Below are 18,871 nucleotides of genomic sequence, written 5' to 3'. Positions count from 1 at the left end.
AGTACCGGCCTGAGCGCCCGCTTGATCAGGTCGAGCGGGCCAGCACGGCCTCGGCGACCACGAGGTCCTGCCAGGCCATGCCCGAGCCTTTGAAGAGCAGCGGCCCGCCGGACAGCGTCGCGGTGCCGCGCACCACGTCGCGCATCGGCACGAGCCGGTCCGGCGACAGCGCGCCCTCCCCGATCGCCAGCACCACGTCGCCGCACTCCCGCAGGGCCGTGGCGACGTCCTCGACGACAACGGTGGCGCGCCGGCAGAACGCCGCGTCGACCTCCCGTGCGTCCGGTTCGTGCGAGCCCACCGCCAGGACGACCGCCCGCTCGGCCAGCAGCGCTGAGTCGAACAGCGGGGTCCGGGCCGTGGTCGCGCAGACCACCACGTCCGCCGCCCGCAATGCCTCCGGCACCTCCACCGAGCCGGCCCGCAGCACCCGGGCCGGCGGCCCACCGGCCGCGACCGGCGCCGCCCGGTCCACCGCGTCCGGCGACCGCACGACCACGTCCACAGTGGACAATTCCGCGACCGCGGCGAGTGTCGCGACGTGGCCGGTCCCCTGCGGGCCCGCGCCGAACACCACGACCCGCAGCGGACCCGGTCCCAGCGCCGCCCGCACCGCCGCCACCGACACCGCGGGCGTGCGCAGCGTGGTCAGCGCCGTGCCGTCGAACAACGCCACCGGAAGCAGCGTCGTACCGTCGAAGAGCACGTAGACCGCGTTGATGCGGGGCAGCCCGAGTGCGGGGTTGCCGGGCGCGACCGCGGCGAGCTTCACGCCCGCGTGCGCCGCCGACCAGGCCGGCATCAGCAGCAGCTCCCCCGCGGGCAGCGGGACCGTCGAGCGGGCCACGCCGGCGGCCGGGTCCAGCCCGCCGCGCAGCGCCGCCTCGACGACGGCGACGGCCTCCTCCGGGGACAGCAGCCGGGTGATCTCCCCGGCGTCGAGGAAGGGGATCATCGCAGCACGAACCCGGGGGTGATCGGGTCGTCCGGGTCCGCCACGAGCACGCGCCGCTCCGCCACCGTCCGAACCTGTCCGATCTCCACCGCCGCATGACATCACGACCGCCGACGGCAGGACAACCGAGTGGGAACTGATCACCCACATGATGGCCGAGGCGGAGGCGGCGCGGCACGGCGGCGTGCGGCCGGCCTAGACGGGGGCCGGGCCGACGTGCACCGTGCCGGCGCTGAACTGCGCCATCGCGGTGCGGATCCGGTCCTTGCTCACGCCGTCGGCCGGCAGGTAGATCTGCAGCGCGGTGCCGTGGCGGGCCGACGTCAGCGACATGACGGCGGGGCGCACGAAGCCCCGGCCGCGGCGGTACCGCGCCGGGTCGCGCGGGACGACGAACAGGTAGTCGTACGCACCGAGCGTCGCGATCCAGGTGCGCTCCACCTCCCGCCACGGGACCACCACCTGCGTGCGGTCGAACGGGAAGGCCTTGAGGCGGATCCCTTCGACGGTCAGGGCGGGATCGGCGCCGCGGCCCGCGAGGGCGGCAAGAACGGCGGGGATGCCCAGGCCCACGGCGAACGCGGCCGCCACGGTCGCGATGGGCAGGTCGGTGAAGGCGAGCACCCCACAGACGACGGCGAGGCCGCCGACCACGACCACCAGCCGGCGGTTGGCCCGACCCTGCGGAATCCTCAGCTCCAGATCCATCCCGATCCCCCGTCCGTCCCGTGCCGAGGCCGGCGCACCCGCCCGGGGTGCGCCGCCCTCGAGCGGTGTCACCAGTTGTCCGAGCCGGGCACCTTCGGCACCTGCTTCCAACTCGGCGCGATCACGTAGGCGATCCCGCCGCTGCCGGAGGCGACAGTACCGTTCGCGCGGTACCGCTTCGTGCGCAGCCACACCTGCTCGAACTCCGTGCGCTTGTAGACGTTGCGCACGGCGTCATTGGACGAGGAGGCCGGGTCGTTGACGATCACGTCGCCGTCGGCGGTGAACCCGACGACGACGAACAGGTGGCCCGACGTCCCGTAGTTCGCCCCGGTCAGCTCCGTGGCGAGGAACGACTGGGACGTGATGACCGGGATGCCGGCGGCGATGAACCGCTCGACCTCGTCGAGCGAGTGCAGCCGGGTCACGATGCCGGTGAGGCCGTAGGTCGCGGCGTACGCGGTGTTGAACGGCCAGTTGCCGGCGCCTTCGTACGTCCAGTCGTACGTGCTGCGGGCCGCGTGGTCGACCTGCGGGTCGGCGTAGGACGGGTCGACCCAGGCGAGGTCATCGGGTGTCGGGTGGTGGCCCCAGTACTCGACGACCATCTGCGTCGACGTCGGCGAGCACCACGCCTCGCCACCGCCGTCGTACTCCGGGTACTCCCCCTCGTGGATGTTCTGCGAGTACCTCGGCACGGCCAGCTCCCGGCCCCAGGCGATGTGGCCGGCGCTCGGCTGGACGGTGAAGCGGTCCGGGACGTTCGAGGACATGGCGCCGACCTGGAACACCCGCGGTGCCGCGGCCGAGCCCGGCGTGCGGAACAGCGTGACCCGCAGCCGGTAGGCCTGCAGCAGCACGCCCTTGCTCGTGTCGTCGACGGCGAACGTGTCGGTCCAGATCGACGAGACCCCGTCGCCCTGGTCGTCGACGGTGGCGCGTTTGATGTCCTGGTCGCCCTTGGCCCAGCGGCCCATGACGTAACGCGGGGTCGACCGGCCGTCGGTGTACGTGCCCTCCAGTTCGACCTGCAACCACGTGCCGGACGGCGTGTCGGCGTTCCACGACGCGACGAGCTCGCTCGCGCCGAAGCCGATCCGCTGCAGTGGTGAGGTCCAGGTGGCGTACTCCCACGTGGCGGTGGTGCCGGTGTGCGGGTCGGTGAACTCGGTGGTGCCCGCGGCCCGGCCGATGGTCAGGAACGGCTTGTGGCCGGGCACCGCCCGGGTGCCCTCCGACGTGCCGCTGCGCCACTGCGGGAACGTCTGCCATCGGTGGAACGTGATCTGCTCGTCGTGGTTGACCGGCTTCGGCTTCGCCGCCGCGGGGGACGCCGGTGCGGTCGACACCAGGACGGCGGCGACGGCGAGCGCGACGGTGGCTGGTGATCGTCTCATGTGCCCTCCGGGTGAAGGTCGCGACCATCCGACGACCGGCCCGGTCGGGCGGCCGGCGGATGGACGGCACTCTATACCGACAGAGCGTCGATGTCGACACCTTTCAACCGTTGCTACAGAGACGAAGGTTTCTTACGTACAGGCGGCGGCCGACCGCCCGCTCAGCACTTCACGCCCTGCTTGCCCAGCTCCGTGACGAGCGCCGCGGCCGTCATGTTCCGGAAGTTGACGTCCTTGCCGTTGGCGGTCTCGACGACCCAGTCCTTGCTGCCGGGATCCTGCTCCACCTCGACCGTGCAGTTGCCGGCCTTCGCGGTCGCCTCGTAGTCGTCGAGCTTCTTCTCGTTCTTCTTCTTTTTCGAGTTGTACTTCGAGTCGTAGTCGGCCTCGGCGTCGACGTCCGTGTAGCCCGCCTTGCGGAGCTGGTTCTCCAGCTCGTCGGCCTGTGAGCTGCAGGCCGCCAGGCCGGCGCCGACGATGCCGAGAATCGTGACCGCAACGGCCGTACGCGCAGCACGCATCGCGTGGTGATCCTTTCCGTCAGGGGTGGGACGGCGTCGCGGGCACGGAGCCATCCGGTCACCCCATGATCGGCAACCGCGTCAAGGCCGCGCTGTCACGGCCCCGACACAGGTGCGGACGGGTAACCGCGGTCCGGAGGTGTCCGGCGACACCTCCGGACCGCGGTCGCGCCGGATCAGGGCCCGGGGACGAACGACGGCAGGATCTGCACGTCGTCGAGGTTCACGTACATGATCCGGTGGCCGAACTGGACCTGCACGTACTTCGTCTGGCCGCGGATCACCGTCCAGTCACCCGGCCCGGAGCCGTCGAACGTCACCGCCCGGTAGTACTCGCCCGGGACGACGGTGCTCATGGCGTACCGCTGGCCGGCGGCGAAGGTGTACTGCAGCGGCGTGATCGCCTGGTAGGGCACGCCGGGCGGGTACGCGGCCTGCTCCGGGTACGCCCGCCCGTAGACCGGGACGGTCGCCTTGCCGGGCTTGGGAACCACGACGAACCCGGTCGACCACTTCGCGGCCGGCTTCGAGCGCGGGTTGTAGAACCAGCCCTTCTGGCCGAGGTACCAGATCGCCGTCCAGTCGCCCCGCCGGTCCGCGACCGCGTAGGTCTGCCCGGCCGCGGCGCGGGCGCCGTGGTCGGCGATCTCCATCGTGGCCGGCCCGCCGGCCGGGTTCAGGCCCACGTCGCTCAGCAGCGCAGCGCCGGCGTCCGGCGCGGTGCGCAGGATCACCGACGACGAGCCGTGCAGCGGGCACGGGTTCGTCGCCGCGCCGGTGCAGCCGGTGAACTGCGGCTGGTTGGTCGCGTAGTCGGGGTCGATCGTCACCAGGCCGGTCCGGTCGGTGCCGAACTGGATGAACGGCGCGTGCAGCAGGTCGAAGTAGTGGTTCCAGTCCCAGTACGGGCCCGGGTCCCAGTGCATGCCCCGCACCGTCGAGGGAACGGTGCCGGGGACGTTGTCGTGCCCGATGATGTGGTTGCGGTCCAGCGGGATCGACAGGCGCTGCGCCAGGTAGCGGACCAGCTTCGCCGACGAGCGGTACATCGCCTCGGTGTACCAGGCGCCCTGCTGCGCCGCGAAGCCCTCGTGCTCGAGGCCGATCGACTTCGCGTTGACGTACCAGTTGCCGGCGTGCCACGCGACGTCCTTGGTCTTCACGTGCTGCGCGACGTGCCCGTCGACCGAACGCAGCGTGTAGTGCCAGCTGACGTACGTCGGGTCCTGCACGAGGCCGATCGTGCTGTCGTAGCTGGTCTCGGTGTCGTGGATGACGATGTACTCGATCCGCTGCCGGCTCGGCCGGTCGCTCAGGTCGTGGTTGCCGTAGTCGCCGGCGCCGGGGCCGTACTGCTCGTAGGGCGCGGGAATCCACTCGCACGAGATGTCGGCCGGGCACTCCAGGCCGTCCGGGCGGACCGGTGGCCTGCGCAGGCCGAGGCGGTCCAGCCAGGTCTTGACCGGGCGGATACCGGGCTGCGCGGCGAGCGTCACCGTGTGGCCGTCGTCGGTGGTGCGGGCGGCGCCGTCGCGCAGGGTCGCGTAGACCTCGTCGGCGAACGCGGCCGCGGCGTCGGTGGTCTCGGCGCCGCTGTACCGCGCCACCGCGCCGTACCAGGCGGCGGGGTCGCTGCCGGCGCCGGCCGGTCCGCCGGCCTCACGCTGGTAGGCGGCGAGCAGCGCGGCACCGCCGCGGATGTTGGCCGCCGGGTCGGTGCGCAGGGTCTGCTTGGCCGTGCCGGTGAGCGTCGCGGCCCGGTCGAGCGTCTGCAGCGCCGGCCCGCCCGCGGTGGTCGTGCCGGCCCGCCGGCCGACCTTCGGGCCGCGCGCGTCGTCGCCGCGCGGGTCCTCGGAGGGGTCGTCGTGGTGCTGCGCCGCCGCCGCGAGGGCGGCCGCGTCGGTCAGGTGCATCGGCCCGAAGCCCGCGCTGGTGCTGGGCGCACCCCGGTTGGTGTCCCATCGCGACTCCAGGTAGGACACGCCGAGCAGGACGCTCAGCGGCACGCCGGAGGCGGCGGACGCCGCGGCGTAGTCGGCCTGGCGGCCGTCCGGCCCGGCCGCCGACGCGGGGCCGGCGGTGAGGGCCGTGGCGCCCAGCGACGCGACGACGGTGGCGGTGAGGAGGGCTGTGGTGGTGAGGGATCTGCGACGCAGACGCATCGAACCTCCTGACTGTGCATGGCTACGCACAGCCTGGCCCCATGAATCCTTGCCGTCAATCCCTTGCGCACCGTTGCTATGTGGCGTAGAAAATCTTCACCACCGTCGTGCCGCTGCCCCACGCCGGTCAACGCAACTCGGCCGCGGCCAGGAACTTGCCGACGGCGGCGATCTCCGCCTCGTCAAGCGGGATCTGCGGTACGGCGGTGGTGGGGCGGGCGGAACAGTCGCGGGAGCCGGGCGACGCCGCCCGGCCAGGGTGATATCCGGATTCACCCGCCCTACGTGAATCGGTACGCGCCGATGGTCCCCTACGGTCGGCGACATGCTGCTCGATCCCCCCACGGGAGACCGGCAACCGATCCTGTTCGCCATCGGCTCGACCGTCCTGGTCCTCACGCTCGGCGGTCTCGCCCTCCGCACCGGCGACCGGCCGGTCACGCCCGACGCCGGGATGACGGCACCGCCGAGCGTGTCATCCACCGGTACCGATCAGCCCGTACCGCCGGCGGCCACCGCCGGCGTGAACCGCACCGGACGGATCATCGGCGCCTCCGGGCTGTGCCTCGACGGCACCAGCCTCCGGCTGTCGGACTGCGACGACGGTCCCGGCCAGACCTGGAGCGTCGGCGGTGACGGCACGGTCCAGGCCCTCGGGAGCTGCCTGCAGCCGGTGGACGGCCTGCTCGGCCTGCGGCCCTGCGACGGCGCCGCGGCCCAGCGGTGGCGGCCGGGGCCGGCGGACGCGCTCGTCCATGCCGTGTCGGGGCTGTGCCTCGCCGCGTCGGGACCTGGCAGCAGGGCCCCGCTGCGGGTCGCCGGGTGCACGCTGTCCGGCGCGCAGCGGTGGGCCATGCCGTAGCCGTCCGCCCACCGGCCGTAACCGGCGCGGTCCCATCCTCGTTTGACTATGAGCGCGCAGTGTGCGCACGACGAGCCTCCGGGGGTGGGTCCATGCTGACGAGGTCGCGGGGCGGGCCGGCGCGGACGCTGATCGTCGTGGTCGCCGGGTGCGGGCTGACGTACTGGACGTGGACCCTCGTCGGCCCGATCGGTCTCGAGCTGGGCAACCGCCACGGGCTGGACCCCGGCACGTGGGCGCTGATCGGCGTCGTCCCGATCCTGGTCGGCGTCCTCTTCCGGACCCCCGCCGGTATGCTCGCCGACCGTTTCGGCGCGCGTGTCGTGCTGCCCGCGGTCAGCCTCGCGTCGGCGGTGGCCGTGCTGGCGCTGGCCATGGCCGGCTCCGTGGCCGCCCTCGTTGTGGTCGCCTGCGCCGCGGGTCTCGCCGCCGGTGCCGTCCCGGCCGGTGCCGGGGCGATCGTCCGCGCCTTCCCGCCGGGGCGCCGCGGTTCCGCGCTGAGCGTGCTCGCGGCCGGGCTGTGCCTCGCCGCGGCCGCCGGGATCGCCTCCCGGGTGCTGCCGGACGTCGACCGGCGCCACGGCCTGTTCGTGCTCGCCGGCGTGGAGCTCGGCTACGCCCTGCTCGCGGCGGTCCTGCTGCACGACAGGCCCGATCCGGCCGTCCGGTCCACGGACGGTCACCCGACGGCGCCGACCTTGTTCCGCATCCCCGCCACCCGGCACCTGGCGGTCTGGTACGGCGTCTCCTGCGGCGGCATCGTCGTGTTCGACCTGGTGCTGCCGTCGTACCTCATCCGCACCTACGCGGTACCCGAGGTGCGCGCCGAGATCGGCACGGCCGCCGCCGTCGGCCTCGCCGCGGCCGCGTGCCTCCTCGGCGGGTGGCTCTGCCGGCGCCGCAGTCCGACCGCGGTGCTGCGCACCTGCTACGCCGTGGTCGCGGTGATGTTGCTGCTGCTCGCCTTCCAGCCGCCGCTGGCCTGGGCCGCCGCGCCGGCCCTGGCGGGCGCGGCGATCGGCGTGGGCACGGCCTTCGGCACCGTGCTCGCCCTGATCGGCCGGACCGCGCCACCGGCGCACGCCGGCGCCGTCGCCGGGGTGATCAGTGCCGCCGGCAGCGCGGTGACCATCCTCCCCGCGCTGCTCGTGACCGCCGTCCACGGCATCGAGGGGTCCTACACCATCGCGGTGATGCTCCTCGCCGGCGGGGCGGTGGCCAGCGCGGGCAACCTCCATGCCCGCCGCACCTGGCTCAGCGCCGCCGTCGCGTTCCCCGCCCCGGCGGCCGGCGCTTCCGAGGCCGCCACCACCGTCGTGTCGCTGTCCGCCCGGGAGGTCCGGGCCCACCTCGGCGACGTCACCGTGGCGCTGGCCGCGCTGGCCACCCGGCACGAACTCGTGATCGTCTACGCCGGCCGCGATCCGGCGCCGGGCACGTGCCACGGGTATTCGCTGGTCGCCGGGCTCCGCCGGCACCTGCCCGCCCACACCGTCCTCGCGATCACGGCCGGCACCCCGCCGCACCCGCACGAGACGGCCGCGGTCGCCGACCTGCTCGAGACGGGCGCCGTGCCGGTGGTCCTCGTGACCGGCGGCGACCCCGCGCCCACCGCCCGGCTGCTGGCCGACGGCGTCCACGCCGACCAGGTCGTCCACCTCGCGCCGGACCGCGTCGAGGGCCTCATCCCGCACGCCCGCCGCCCTGCCGGCCCCGCCCCGTCCCGGCCGCTGCTGCGGTGACCCCTGCCAGCCGCCGCCGGCTCCTCTTCACCGGCACCTTCTGATCCCCACCGCCGGCATCCCACGATCGTCGCGCGCCGCCCGGCTCTCCCTCCGGCCGGACGGCGTGCGACCATCGGCGGTCAGCGGGCGTTCAGCCGCTCCGCGACCCGGGCGGCGGCCTCGGGCAGCAGCTCACGCGCCCAGCCCTCCCCCACCCAGTCCGCTTCGGTCGTGACGCCGACCAGTTCCGCGTGGCTGATCACCACGACGGCGCCGTCGCCGAGCACGGTCCCGGCCGGGCTGCCGTCCGGCTCGGTCCGCCAGAACTTCGAGCCGTCCTTGAACACCAGTGCCGTACGCGGGTCGCATCCGGAGAGGTGCGCGACGTCGTGTGTGGTGACGGACCAGCCAGCGGGCATGCCATGCTCCTCGTGGATTCGGTGGTGCCGCGATGGTAGGCGCCGCCCGCAACCCGGCCGGACGTCGCACCGGAACGGCCGTCATGAGCGGCGGCCGAGCAGCCGGCGCTCCGCCCCCGGGGATCCACAGTGGACGGGAAGCGGAGAGGGTGGGGCTCTCCCCCGCACGGACGCTGCGGTCAGCGGGATTTCTTCAGCCGGCGGACATCCATAGCGTTGGCCGCACTCGACGCCACCGAACGGAGAGTCCGCGACATGGTCGAACACCGCCGTAGAGATCTGCTCCGCGCCACCGCGGTCGCGGCCGTGGCCGCCGCCGCAGTGGTCACCGATCAGGCACCCGCGGCCGCCGCCGCGCCACCGGGCGACTGCCCGCCACCGCTGGGCCCGGTCCGCGTGGGCCCGGACGACCCGCGGTACGCGGACCTCGTCCGCCGCGGGAACCGGCGCTTCGTCGGTACCCCCGACGAGGTCCGGGTGGTCGGCTCGACCGCCCAGGTGGTGGCCGCGGTCCAGGAGGCGGTACGGGCCGGCCGGCGCATCGCGGTCCGCAGCGGCGGGCACTGCTTCGAGGACTTCGTCGACGACCCGCGGGTACGGACGGTCATCGACCTGTCCGGCATGACCGCCGTGTACTACGACCCTCTGCGCAACGCGTTCGCCGTCGAGGCGGGCGCCACGCTCGGCGAGGTGTACCGCAGGCTGTACCTCGGCTGGGGTGTGACCCTGCCCGGCGGCTCGTGTCCCGGCGTCGGTGCCGGGGGCCACGTCACCGGCGGCGGGTACGGTCCGCTGTCCCGCCTGCACGGCCTGGTCGTCGACCACCTCCACGCCGTCGAGGTCGTCGTCGTGGATCGGGACGGCACAGCCCGTACCGTCACAGCCACCCGCGAACCGTCGGACCCGAACCGGGACCTCTGGTGGGCGCACACCGGCGGTGGCGGTGGCAACTTCGGTGTCGTCACGCGCTTCTGGTTCCGGTCGCCCGGGGCCCGCGGCGACGACCCCGGCCGCCTGCTGCCCCGGCCGCCCGCGTCGGTGCTGACCTTCACGGTCCGGTGGCCCTGGGAGGGCATGGACGAACGGGGCTTCGCCAGGCTCGCGCGGAACTTCACCGACTGGTGCGTGCGGTACGGCGCACCGGGTGCACCGCAGGCCCGGCTCTACGGCGAGCTGCTGCTGTTCCGCCGGCCCGCCGGCGACCATTCGCTGATCGGTCAGGTCGCCGGCGCCGACGGTACGCGCCTGCTGGACGACCACGTCGCCGCCCTGAGCGACGGTGTCGGCGTCACCCCGGTCGTGACCCGGGAGACCGTGCCCTGGCTCGCGTCGGCGCTGCGGGGCAACGGCGACGACGGCAAGCAGTGGCGGTTGAAGACCAAGGCGGGGTACCTCCGCGGCGGCTTCACCGACCGGCAGCTCGCCGCCGTCCACCACCACCTGACCCGCACCGACTACGAGAACCCGGCCGGGTCGCTGAGCCTCAACACGTACGGCGGCCGGATCAACGCCGTGGCACCGGCGGCGACCGCCACGGCCCAGCGCGACTCGGTGGTCAAGCTGTTCTACCTCGCCGGCTGGGCCGACCCGGCCGAGGACGCCCGGCACCTGGCCTGGATCCGCGAGTTCTACCGCGACGTCTACGCCGACACCGGCGGCGTGCCGGTGCCCGGCGGGGTCAACGACGGCTCGTACATCAACTACCCCGACGTCGATCTCGCCGACCCGGCGTGGAACACCTCCGGCGTCCCGTGGCACACGCTCTACTACGGCGCCAACTATCCTCGCCTGCAACGGGTGAAGGCCCGCTGGGACCCCGGCAACGTGTTCCGCCACCGGCTGTCCGTCCAGGCCGGCTGACCACGAGCGGCCCACCGGCACGGTCCCGTCGGCGCGCCTTGAACGTGCCGCCTCCTCGGCCGGGCGGGAAGCCGGGGATCGGACGTGTGCCGGTGGAACGGGCCCGGCCCTCCCGCTGGGGCCGGGCCCGGCCTGAACTTTCGGTGGCCAATGAGCGGATGTCGATGGGGCGCTACGGGCCCGGCGGGAACAGCAGTGGGGTCAGGTGGTGCTGTTCGAGCGCCGGTCGGGAGCGGATGTGCGCGCGGCCCCGCGCGAAGGCGTCCGGCACGGACCAGCCGGCGAACAGCGCCTGGTAGAAGCCGACGCTGAACTGGATCGCGGCCTCGTCGCCGATCTGGTAGCGCATGCCGACGACGTGGTCGATCTGGGTGGACAGGATCTTGGCCAGGTGGATCGAGTGGCAGGCGTTCACGACCACACAGCGGATCGTGGCGCGGTGCTGGCCGAACAGTTCGGCCAGGCCCTCCGGGGTGACCGAGTCCCGGTAGCCGTATTCGTCCTCGATGCACAGGTTGCCGCCGGCGTCGCCGTGGCCGGAGAAGTGGACGACGTGCGGTTCGTAGTCGATCAGGGCCTGGCTGATGTCGTCGAAGCGGGACGCGGGGCACAGCTCGATGCGGTACTGCTCGCGCTGCCGGCTGAGTTGCAGTTTCTCCTTGACCTTGCGCATCTCCAGGTCCGACCGTAACGGTGCCATGTCGCGCGGGCTCGCGGCCAGGTACAGCACGACCTGCTCGCCGGACGTCGGATCGCGGCGAGGTTCGACCGCGCGAACGGCGATGTTGACGTTGTCCTGCTGTGTGCGGGTGCGGATCTCACCGCCGAGGTCGCGATAGCGGTAGGTGGTGTGGACGGTGACCGGCACGTGCTGGCCGCCTTCGCCGGCGTTAACGTGGAATGAGTACCTCGCCGTCGTGCCGTCGTCGAGGGTCGCGATCCTGGAGCGTTTGCCGTCGGTCGCGAACGGGCCCTCCACCGCCACGGTGACGTCGTCGAGCGGGACGCCGGTGCCGTTGGAGACCCTGATGCGCAGCATGTCCCAGGCGCCGAGGTCCAGCTCGCCGTCTTCGCACTCGACGCGCAGGCGGCCGGTGGGCTGCCTGATCAGCACCGGTGGCGGCGCCGGCTTCGCCACCAGGCCGGCGCGGAAGTCGGGCACCCGGACCGGCAGGTCGTTCTCGTCGCGGTAGGAGAAGTTGATACTGGTCAGCTCGAACGGGCCGGGCCGGCGCGCCTCGACGGAGATCGTGTGCGTGTGCGTGTGCCCAGCGGGAAGGGTCGGGATGTCCACCTGGCCGGAGCCTCTCACGAGCACGAGACCGGTCGGCAGCCGCAGCTTGAACACGACGTTGAAGCACGGGCCCCGGCCCGGGTTGCGGAACCGGATCGCCAACGACGATGTCTGGCCGACCACGACGTCGCCGGGTGCGACGGACACTTCGATCATGGCCTGCCCGCCGGACCGGGCTGGCCAACCGCCTGCGGACGAGGGTCGGCCCAGCCGTGGCGCTTCGGGGCCCCCTTGTGGAACCGGTCCACGCAGTCACGACAATGCATCGCCGGCCGCGGTACGGTCGCGGCGATCCTCAGCGCCGGCTGCGGCGGAAGCTGCCCCGGCGGCGGCGCCGCGGCGGGATGGGCGGTCGGGCCGGGCGGCACCGGCGCAACCGGCAGCGCCGACGGTGCCGCCGCACTGTCGGCGAACGCGTCGTCGGCCACGACCACCCAGCCGTGCTCTTCGCACACCGGCATCCCGCAGTGGTGGCACAGGAAGATCTGACTCACGTGCCGGGACTCGCCGTTGATCCCGCAGTTGACGTTCATGACGATGCTCCCAGCTCGTTGAGTTCCGCCTCGATCCGAGCGACGATCCGGCCATAGGTCCCGTCCGAGATCCGGCCCATGATCACCGCGTCGTCCGCAGCCTCCCGCTGCCGCCGCAGCTCCGCCAACCGGCCCGCGAACCCGTTGGACGGAGGCGGGGGAACGCTCTCGACGGCCGCCTCGCGCTGCGCCGGCACCATGACCGCATCCACCGTCACGACGTCGTCCGGCAGCCGTGACGCGTCCGGTTCGATCACCTCGCCGTGCACAACGTGCTCCGCCGGACCGGGAAGCGACCGCGGACCTCCGGCCCGGCCGGCGCGCGCGGACAACACCTGCGTCACCCGGTCGTGCAGGCCGGTCCACGTGTCCTCGATCCTCCGCAGCAGCTCGTCACCCTGCCGGTCCGCCTCGATCGTCGCCGACGAGAGGTCGGCCGGGCTGCCGGTGTCCTCGAAGGAGCTCCGCCTGTCGACCAGGGTCCCCCTCGCGTACGCACCCTTGACGGTGACCTGCGCGACCGTCATGCCGGAGAACCCGCCGGCCGTGGCGATCTCGTCGCCGCGCAGGCTGATGTCGAAGTCCATCGGGAACAGCCCGACGTACAGCCGGCCAGAGATGTCCCACACGCGGTTGACCACACCCGGCCGGCCGTCGTCGCGGTACGGCTGATGCTCCACGACGCTCTTGACGTAGTAGCCGTCCGCGCTGATCGCGTTGGTCAGCTCCGCGACGATGCGGTGGTCCGGGACGATCCCGTGGAACTCGTCGACCCGGTGCCGGCCGTGCCTGATGTCGTCCTCGTCGTGCTCGTCCGGCACCACCCGCTCGTCCTGGTAGCGAATCGAGCGGAGACTGACGTCGAAGCCGACGGCCACCTTCGTGCGCGTCGTCGTCGGCGGCGGGTGACCCGTTCCGCCACCCGGCAGGAACACACCGACGCCTTTCGCCCCGGACAGCAGGCCGTTGAACGTGGCCTCCAGGGTCCCGGCGAGCGTGAGCCTGGTCCGGGTGCCGTCGTCGGGCCCGGTGAAGTCGCCGGCGGCCGGCCCGGCCGACTCGGAGACCTCGGTGATGGGCCGCTCGAAGCGCAGCTTCAACGTGAGGCTCTGCGCCCCCTTCACGTCCGGCTTGAGCTGCTTCCACCGGATGATCCGCCGGCCCGCGGACTGGCCGATCTCGACCCGGCTGGGAGCGAAGCTCTCCACGCTGCCCCAGCTCGCCGGCACCTCCAGCGCAACAAGGTCGAACATGGCGAGCCTGAGCCGCTGGCCGTCGGCGCCGAGATCGTTCCAGTGCAGGTCGATCTCAAGGCTCCGACGGTCCGAGGACGGTACCAGCGACGGGACGATCCACAGGGGAATCTCCCGAGGGCTGCGGTCGTCCTGCACCTCGTAGCCGATGGCGAGGTTGGACTCGCGCTGTGGCAGCTCGGGGTCGTCGGGGAACAGCTCGTGCGTGTCCGCGGAGTCGCCGCCGAGCACGATGCCGGTGCCGCCGGGGAGAACCGGCACCTGTCCGGCACGGAACGCGAGGCCGACGTCGCCGCGCACCATCAGGTATCCGGCGGAGAACGGCACCGGCTCGGGCTCCGGCACGGCGAACTTCTTGCGGTAGGCGCGCAGCACCAGGTGGCCGTCGTTGGCGGACAGGTTGACCTTCATCTCGCCGTCGAGGGAGTCCACGGTGCTTGTGTACTCGCCGTGCTCCAGCCGGACGTAGCCGGTGAGCTGTTCGAGCATGTCAACCGCGTTCACCTGCGGTACGAGCGGCAACGGCGGCCGGGTGTTGCGCTCGGCCAGCATCCGGTGCGTGAGCAGCGCGCCCCCCGTCAGGGCCGCGCCGATCAGCATCAGCACCAGGCCGGTGGCGACGGAGGCGAACAGCAGCAGGAAGCCGAGTGCAAAGCTGCCGGCTCCGGCAGCGATCCAGGGCAGCGGGAAGCCGCGGACCAGGTGCTCGTGGTCCTTGCAGTGATAGACGGCCTCACGCAGGCCACCCAGCCGCAACCCGGCGAGCTCCTTGCTGATCGGCCTTGCCTCGTCGATCGCGCCACCCAGGGCCGGGACCCGAGCGCCGCCGTGCCGGAAGACGAGCGGGCTGTGCTGCTCGCACATCGGCCGCTGGCAGTGGTGGCAGACCGAGAAGACGCTCTCGGAGCCGCATTCGTAGCAGCGCACACGCGGTGCCCGGTGCTCCAGGATCTCGGTCATGAGGCACCGACCTCCCTCGACATCTGGTGGAAACGGAAGCGTTCGCGCAGCTTCTGCTGGAACGCGTTCATCTCGCGGGTGAGCTCGCGGTGGTCGCGCGGCAGCGTGCCGAGCACCGACACCTTGAGCTGGCCGCTCTCGGCGCTGCCTTTGAGCTTCACGCTGGAGGACGTGATGTGCTCGCGGTCCAGGATGGCCCGCTTGCCTTCGACCGCGACCAGCAGGTCCAGATCGTCGGGGCCCTGGCTGCGGTGGGCCAGCACCAGCCACATGGGGGCCAGGGGGTCCTGCGGCGTCTGCGGCCGCGGGTTCTCCACCGTGAACTTCGAGTTGCGCAGCACGGTGACGATGTCGGTGATACGCATCTCGTCGGGGATGATGTCGTCGAAGACGAACTGCTGGTACGGCGAGAACGTCCGCCCGGCGAAGATGTCGGCCGGGTAGACCATCGTGCGGAGGTTCAGCTTCGTGACGTGTTCCGGCTGCCTGACCTGCGGCCGTCCGGTCGCGTCGTAGGAGCGTGCCTCGAGGCCGGAGAGCAGGTAATTCGGGATCTCCACGCGCGCGCTGACCTCGAGCCGCTCCTGCTCGAACAGCTCGCCGGGGTGACCGACCGCGAGCACGCACACCACGCTGTGGAAGATCCGCGTCCCGGCCTCACCACGCTTCGGAGCGCCGTCCTCGAGCACCTCGAACGTGGGGACGTCGGTCCACTCCAGCCGGCTCTGCACGGGGTTGTAGCGCACCGCCGCCTTGCGCACCCGCGGCTCGGGATCCGACGGAAGCTGCCCGACGTACAGCTCCGTGCTCTGCATCGACGTCAGGGTCGGCCACTCGACCGACATGTGCTTGACGACGGGTTCGATCTTCCGCTGGAAGCCGCCCTTGACCGGCAGCGACACCTTGACCTTGAACGTGAACAGCAACTTGCTGGTGAAGCTCGCCTCCTGCCGGAGCCGCTCGATGAGCCACGACGGGTTCTCGCGACCGCGGGTCATCAGCGTCCGCACGCCTGCGAACGCGTCGGTCAGGCTGTCCGGGTCGTCGAGCCACACCTCGAGCTGCAACGGGTACACCGGCGCGTGGTCCGGATGGTAGTCGTAGCCGATGACGCACGCCTGCCGGTCGCCGCTCAGGTCAAGGCTGCCGTCATGCTTCGCCACCGGCACGCTCACCGGAATGACGCCGGCCTGGCTGTGGTGACGCATGACTCCGCGCAGCCCGTTCGTGTTCGTGTGGTCGGCGAGCAGTAGATGTCCGACCGTCGCGCGGTGCTCCCCTGCGCCGCCACGCCGGCCGAGCACCCGCTCCACGTCGGCCACAGCCTGCCGCGTGAAGAACCGGCTCCCGTCGTACGGGACGGTGATCTCGATCCGGCCGCTGCCGTCCCCGATCTGCTCGGTGGTGGGGTTGCGGGAGATCTCTTGTTCTACGGCGTAGGTCTCGCAGAGCTCGACCTTTTCTGGCATCGCGCGGGCATACAGCGTGTCATCGCCACGCGCACGCCGCGGCCCAAGCATGGACACGTTTTTCAACCTCCGTTGCGATCACGTCCCGAACCGGCCGGGGTCTCCCGGGTCCGCCTGCGGGTCCGGTGATCCCCTCCACCCGGTATCTGACGGACAGCCTCCCGGTGGGCCTGGTCGGGGTCAGGCCATGTCGACCGCTGCCGGGCTGCGCGATGCCGCCGGGCCTGACGTTCTCGTCGCAGGTGGGTGGACGCTCGACGGCTCCCGGCACCGATCTTTCGGCACTACCGGTGCAGGATTATCGGCCGCCGGCGGCGGGTAGGCGAGATGAGCGTGAGGCTGGTGCAGGAGTCCGACTACCGGTTCCGCATCGATCCGTACGGCGGGATGCGGGTGCCGGGCGTGGTGTTCGCGTCGCGGGCACTCCTGCCCGACCCTGCCGCCGACAAGTCCCTCGAGCAGGTGGCCAACGTCGCGACGCTGCCCGGGGTGGTGGACGCGTCGTACGCCATGCCGGACATGCACTGGGGGTACGGGTTTCCGATCGGCGGGGTCGCCGCCACCGACGTCGACGCCGGCGGGGTGGTCTCCCCCGGCGGGGTCGGGTTCGACATCTCCTGCGGTGTCCGGCTGCTCGCCGCCGACCTCGACCGGCAGGAGCTCACCGAGCCGGCGGTACGAGGGTTGATGGACGGGCTCGACGCGGCGATCCCCCGCGGCATGAGCCACCGCGCGGTGTGGACGCTGCACGACGCCCGGCAACTGCGGGAGGTCCTGGCGGAGGGCGCCCGGTACGCCGTACAGCAGCATCACGGGGTACCGCGGGATCTCGAACGCTGCGAGGACACCGGCGCGATGGCGGGCGCCGACCCCGGGCAGGTCGGCGAGCGGGCGGTGCAGCGCGGCCTGGGCCAGGTGGGCAGCCTCGGGTCGGGCAACCACTTCCTGGAGATCCAGGCCGTCGACCGGGTGTACGACGAGCGGGTGGCCGGTGCGTTCGGGCTGCGCGCCGGCCAGGTGTGCGTGATGATCCACTGCGGGTCGCGCGGGCTCGGTCACCAGATCTGCACCGACTACGTGCGGGTCATGGAGCGCACCGCCGGCAGGTTCGGCATCACGGTGCCGGACCGGCAGCTGGCGTGCGTGCCGGTCACGTCGCCGGAGGGCCGGGCGTACCTCGGGGCGATGGCCGCGGCGGCCAACTACGCCCGCGCCAACCGGCAGCTGCTCGCCGAGGCGGCCCGGCACGTGTTCGACCGGATCACCGGGCGGGAGCTGGCGCTGGTGTACGACATCTCGCACAACCTCGCCAAGCTCGAGACGCACGAGGTGGCCGGGGCGGCGCGGCAGTTGTGCGTGCACCGCAAGGGCGCCACCCGGGCGTTGCCGCCGGGCCACCCGGACCTGCCGGCGGACCTGCACGACGCCGGGCAGCCGGTGCTCATCCCGGGCACCATGGGCACCGCGTCCTACGTGCTCACCGGCCGGCCGGGCGGGCCGGCGTTCGCGTCGACGTGCCACGGCGCCGGCCGTGCGCTCAGCCGCCACCAGGCGGCCAAGGTGGTGCGCGGCCAGGAGCTCCGCCGGCGCCTGGAGGCCGGCGGCATCGCGGTGCGCGGTGCGTCGTGGCGCGGCCTGGCCGAGGAGACCCCGGAGGCGTACAAGGACATCGACACCGTCGTGGACGCGGCGCAGGGTGCCGGGCTGTGCGCGCGGGTCGCGCGGCTGGTGCCGATCGGCGTGGTCAAGGGGTAGCGCCCGCTTGCCCGCCGTCACACGTCGATGGTCACCGAGCACGCCCAGCCGGCACCCTCCCGGCCGAACCGCAGTTCGTGCAGCGAGACCGCCTTCGGCACGGCACCCACCGGTTCCACCAGGCCGGCGTCGGCCGTCGCCAGCTCCACGTCGAGACCGCCGTCGCCGGACGCCACCCGTGCCGAGACCGGGAGCCGGCCGGTGGTGTCGATCAGGAAGATGACCTCGTCGAGCACCGCGACCAGCAGGTCGGGATCGGCGCCCGGCCCGGTCCGGAACCGCACGACCGTGGTCGCCACCCCGGCCGGCACCTCGGCGAAGCTGTCCACCATCGCCGCGACCGCCTCGGCGACACAGCGCTCCCGCGACGGCGCCCACGCCTCGAACCGCACGTCCGCGGTGTGCGGCACCGTCCGGTGCCCCGACTCCGGTCGTTCGCCCATCACCGTCTCCAAGCCTGCCACCGACGGATCACGGCACGTTCGGCAACGGCCACAGCTCCCCCGTCCCGCTGTCGATGAGCGCGGCGCGGGTGATCCGGGCGGTGAGCGGCAGCATGCCGAAGACGGTGGTGGCCACGACCGGCAGTTGCTCGGACCGGGCGCGCGTGGCGACCGAGCAGTGCGGCAGCCAGGCACCGATCTCGTAGTGGGTGTGCACCAGCGCGCCGGTGGCGCGGACCGCCTCGACGACGCCCTGCTGTCGGGCGACGAGGTCGGCCGGCACGGCGGGGACGAGGCAGATCCGGCCCCGGCGGAAGGCGCCGAGCGCGTCGAACGTGACCTCGCAGCCACCCCGGTCCGGCAGCGCCACCACGGTGTCACGGACGGCGGCGAGGTCCCACCGCAGCAGGACGACATACGACAGGTGCGGGTGGTGCGACCCGTGGGTGTGCGAGCGAAGTGTCGCAACGCCCTGTTCCTCGAGCCGGTCCCAGAGGCTCGTCAGGGCGCGCTCGGTCCGGCTGTCGAAGAGCAGGCAGACGGCCAGGGCCACCGC

16 protein-coding genes are annotated in these 18,871 nt (G+C 72.7%); 4 read left to right on the top strand and 12 right to left on the bottom strand.

What is annotated here, in order from left to right; genetic code table 11:
- Positions 1-25: 25 nt before the first annotated feature.
- The 5 genes from Dfulv_RS13340 to Dfulv_RS13320 form a co-directional block, all read right to left on the bottom strand.
- Positions 26-955, bottom strand: a complete 930-nt coding sequence (locus Dfulv_RS13340) for an ornithine cyclodeaminase family protein (RefSeq protein ID WP_259863225.1) — start codon at positions 953-955, stop codon at positions 26-28.
- 195 nt (positions 956-1,150) lie between these two features.
- Positions 1,151-1,663: a hypothetical protein gene (locus tag Dfulv_RS13335; RefSeq protein ID WP_259863224.1), complete on the bottom strand. Its 513-nt coding sequence runs from the start codon at positions 1,661-1,663 to the stop codon at positions 1,151-1,153.
- Positions 1,664-1,731: 68 nt separating this feature from the next.
- Positions 1,732-3,060, bottom strand: coding sequence for a C39 family peptidase (locus Dfulv_RS13330; RefSeq protein WP_259863223.1), 1,329 nt, complete (start codon positions 3,058-3,060; stop codon positions 1,732-1,734).
- A gap of 161 nt (positions 3,061-3,221) precedes the next feature.
- Complete coding sequence (locus tag Dfulv_RS13325; protein WP_259863222.1) at positions 3,222-3,581, bottom strand: hypothetical protein; 360 nt, start codon at positions 3,579-3,581, stop codon at positions 3,222-3,224.
- A gap of 176 nt (positions 3,582-3,757) precedes the next feature.
- The gene (locus tag Dfulv_RS13320) at positions 3,758-5,743 is read right to left on the bottom strand and encodes an N-acetylmuramoyl-L-alanine amidase (protein WP_259863221.1); all 1,986 of its coding nucleotides are present in this window, start codon (positions 5,741-5,743) and stop codon (positions 3,758-3,760) included.
- A 325-nt stretch (positions 5,744-6,068) separates the two neighbouring features.
- On the opposite strand from Dfulv_RS13320, the gene Dfulv_RS13315 reads away from it, so the two are divergent.
- Positions 6,069-6,605, top strand: a complete 537-nt coding sequence (locus tag Dfulv_RS13315) for an RICIN domain-containing protein (RefSeq protein WP_259863220.1) — start codon at positions 6,069-6,071, stop codon at positions 6,603-6,605.
- A 92-nt stretch (positions 6,606-6,697) separates the two neighbouring features.
- Positions 6,698-8,347, top strand: coding sequence for an MFS transporter (locus tag Dfulv_RS13310; RefSeq protein WP_259863218.1), 1,650 nt, complete (start codon positions 6,698-6,700; stop codon positions 8,345-8,347).
- 122 nt (positions 8,348-8,469) lie between these two features.
- Here Dfulv_RS13310 and Dfulv_RS13305 read toward each other — a convergent pair whose 3' ends face one another.
- Positions 8,470-8,748, bottom strand: a complete 279-nt coding sequence (locus tag Dfulv_RS13305) for a hypothetical protein (RefSeq protein ID WP_259863217.1) — start codon at positions 8,746-8,748, stop codon at positions 8,470-8,472.
- Between the two features lie 255 nt (positions 8,749-9,003).
- On the opposite strand from Dfulv_RS13305, the gene Dfulv_RS13300 reads away from it, so the two are divergent.
- The gene (locus tag Dfulv_RS13300) at positions 9,004-10,608 is read left to right on the top strand and encodes an FAD-binding oxidoreductase (protein WP_259863216.1); all 1,605 of its coding nucleotides are present in this window, start codon (positions 9,004-9,006) and stop codon (positions 10,606-10,608) included.
- Positions 10,609-10,780: 172 nt separating this feature from the next.
- Here the strand turns inward: Dfulv_RS13300 and Dfulv_RS13295 are convergent, their stop codons facing one another.
- Genes Dfulv_RS13295 through Dfulv_RS13280 form a run of 4 tightly spaced genes read right to left on the bottom strand, consistent with a single transcriptional unit; the run spans position 10,781 to position 16,117 of the window.
- On the bottom strand, positions 10,781-12,058 hold the full coding sequence (locus tag Dfulv_RS13295; RefSeq protein ID WP_259863215.1) for a CHAT domain-containing protein: 1,278 nt from the start codon (positions 12,056-12,058) through the stop codon (positions 10,781-10,783).
- Positions 12,055-12,435, bottom strand: a complete 381-nt coding sequence (locus Dfulv_RS13290) for a hypothetical protein (RefSeq protein WP_259863214.1) — start codon at positions 12,433-12,435, stop codon at positions 12,055-12,057. Before Dfulv_RS13290 ends, Dfulv_RS13295 begins: the two co-directional genes overlap by 4 nt.
- Positions 12,432-14,648: a hypothetical protein gene (locus tag Dfulv_RS13285; RefSeq protein ID WP_259863213.1), complete on the bottom strand. Its 2,217-nt coding sequence runs from the start codon at positions 14,646-14,648 to the stop codon at positions 12,432-12,434. Before Dfulv_RS13285 ends, Dfulv_RS13290 begins: the two co-directional genes overlap by 4 nt.
- On the bottom strand, positions 14,645-16,117 hold the full coding sequence (locus Dfulv_RS13280; protein ID WP_259863212.1) for a hypothetical protein: 1,473 nt from the start codon (positions 16,115-16,117) through the stop codon (positions 14,645-14,647). Before Dfulv_RS13280 ends, Dfulv_RS13285 begins: the two co-directional genes overlap by 4 nt.
- Positions 16,118-16,450: 333 nt before the next feature.
- On the opposite strand from Dfulv_RS13280, the gene Dfulv_RS13275 reads away from it, so the two are divergent.
- On the top strand, positions 16,451-17,872 hold the full coding sequence (locus Dfulv_RS13275; RefSeq protein ID WP_259867653.1) for an RtcB family protein: 1,422 nt from the start codon (positions 16,451-16,453) through the stop codon (positions 17,870-17,872).
- A 17-nt stretch (positions 17,873-17,889) separates the two neighbouring features.
- Here Dfulv_RS13275 and Dfulv_RS13270 read toward each other — a convergent pair whose 3' ends face one another.
- Both Dfulv_RS13270 and Dfulv_RS13265 read right to left on the bottom strand, forming a co-directional pair.
- Entirely contained in the window at positions 17,890-18,315 is a 426-nt protein-coding gene (locus tag Dfulv_RS13270; RefSeq protein ID WP_259863211.1) for an archease, read from the bottom strand.
- Positions 18,316-18,343: 28 nt separating this feature from the next.
- Entirely contained in the window at positions 18,344-18,868 is a 525-nt protein-coding gene (locus Dfulv_RS13265; protein WP_259863209.1) for a 2'-5' RNA ligase family protein, read from the bottom strand.
- Between the last annotated feature and the right edge of the window lie 3 nt (positions 18,869-18,871).

This window comes from Dactylosporangium fulvum, assembly GCF_025137375.1.
Classification (GTDB): Bacteria; Actinomycetota; Actinomycetes; order Mycobacteriales; family Micromonosporaceae; genus Dactylosporangium; species Dactylosporangium fulvum.
This window is presented reverse-complemented; position numbering and strand designations above follow the sequence as displayed.

Excerpts from the sequence above, each read along its gene's own strand:
- Dfulv_RS13300 (WP_259863216.1), top strand. The coding sequence starts at position 9,004 with ATGGTCGAACACCGCCGTAGAGATCTGCTCCGCGCCACCGCGGTCGCG.
- Dfulv_RS13305 (WP_259863217.1), bottom strand. The coding sequence starts at position 8,748 with ATGCCCGCTGGCTGGTCCGTCACCACACACGACGTCGCGCACCTCTCC.
- Dfulv_RS13270 (WP_259863211.1), bottom strand. The coding sequence starts at position 18,315 with ATGGGCGAACGACCGGAGTCGGGGCACCGGACGGTGCCGCACACCGCG.
- Dfulv_RS13285 (WP_259863213.1), bottom strand. The coding sequence starts at position 14,648 with ATGACCGAGATCCTGGAGCACCGGGCACCGCGTGTGCGCTGCTACGAA.
- Dfulv_RS13335 (WP_259863224.1), bottom strand. The coding sequence starts at position 1,663 with ATGGATCTGGAGCTGAGGATTCCGCAGGGTCGGGCCAACCGCCGGCTG.
- Dfulv_RS13290 (WP_259863214.1), bottom strand. The coding sequence starts at position 12,435 with ATGAACGTCAACTGCGGGATCAACGGCGAGTCCCGGCACGTGAGTCAG.
- Dfulv_RS13320 (WP_259863221.1), bottom strand. The coding sequence starts at position 5,743 with ATGCGTCTGCGTCGCAGATCCCTCACCACCACAGCCCTCCTCACCGCC.
- Dfulv_RS13280 (WP_259863212.1), bottom strand. The coding sequence starts at position 16,117 with ATGCCAGAAAAGGTCGAGCTCTGCGAGACCTACGCCGTAGAACAAGAG.
- Dfulv_RS13340 (WP_259863225.1), bottom strand. The coding sequence starts at position 955 with ATGATCCCCTTCCTCGACGCCGGGGAGATCACCCGGCTGCTGTCCCCG.
- Dfulv_RS13330 (WP_259863223.1), bottom strand. The coding sequence starts at position 3,060 with ATGAGACGATCACCAGCCACCGTCGCGCTCGCCGTCGCCGCCGTCCTG.
- Dfulv_RS13295 (WP_259863215.1), bottom strand. The coding sequence starts at position 12,058 with ATGATCGAAGTGTCCGTCGCACCCGGCGACGTCGTGGTCGGCCAGACA.
- Dfulv_RS13310 (WP_259863218.1), top strand. The coding sequence starts at position 6,698 with ATGCTGACGAGGTCGCGGGGCGGGCCGGCGCGGACGCTGATCGTCGTG.
- Dfulv_RS13315 (WP_259863220.1), top strand. The coding sequence starts at position 6,069 with ATGCTGCTCGATCCCCCCACGGGAGACCGGCAACCGATCCTGTTCGCC.
- Dfulv_RS13325 (WP_259863222.1), bottom strand. The coding sequence starts at position 3,581 with ATGCGTGCTGCGCGTACGGCCGTTGCGGTCACGATTCTCGGCATCGTC.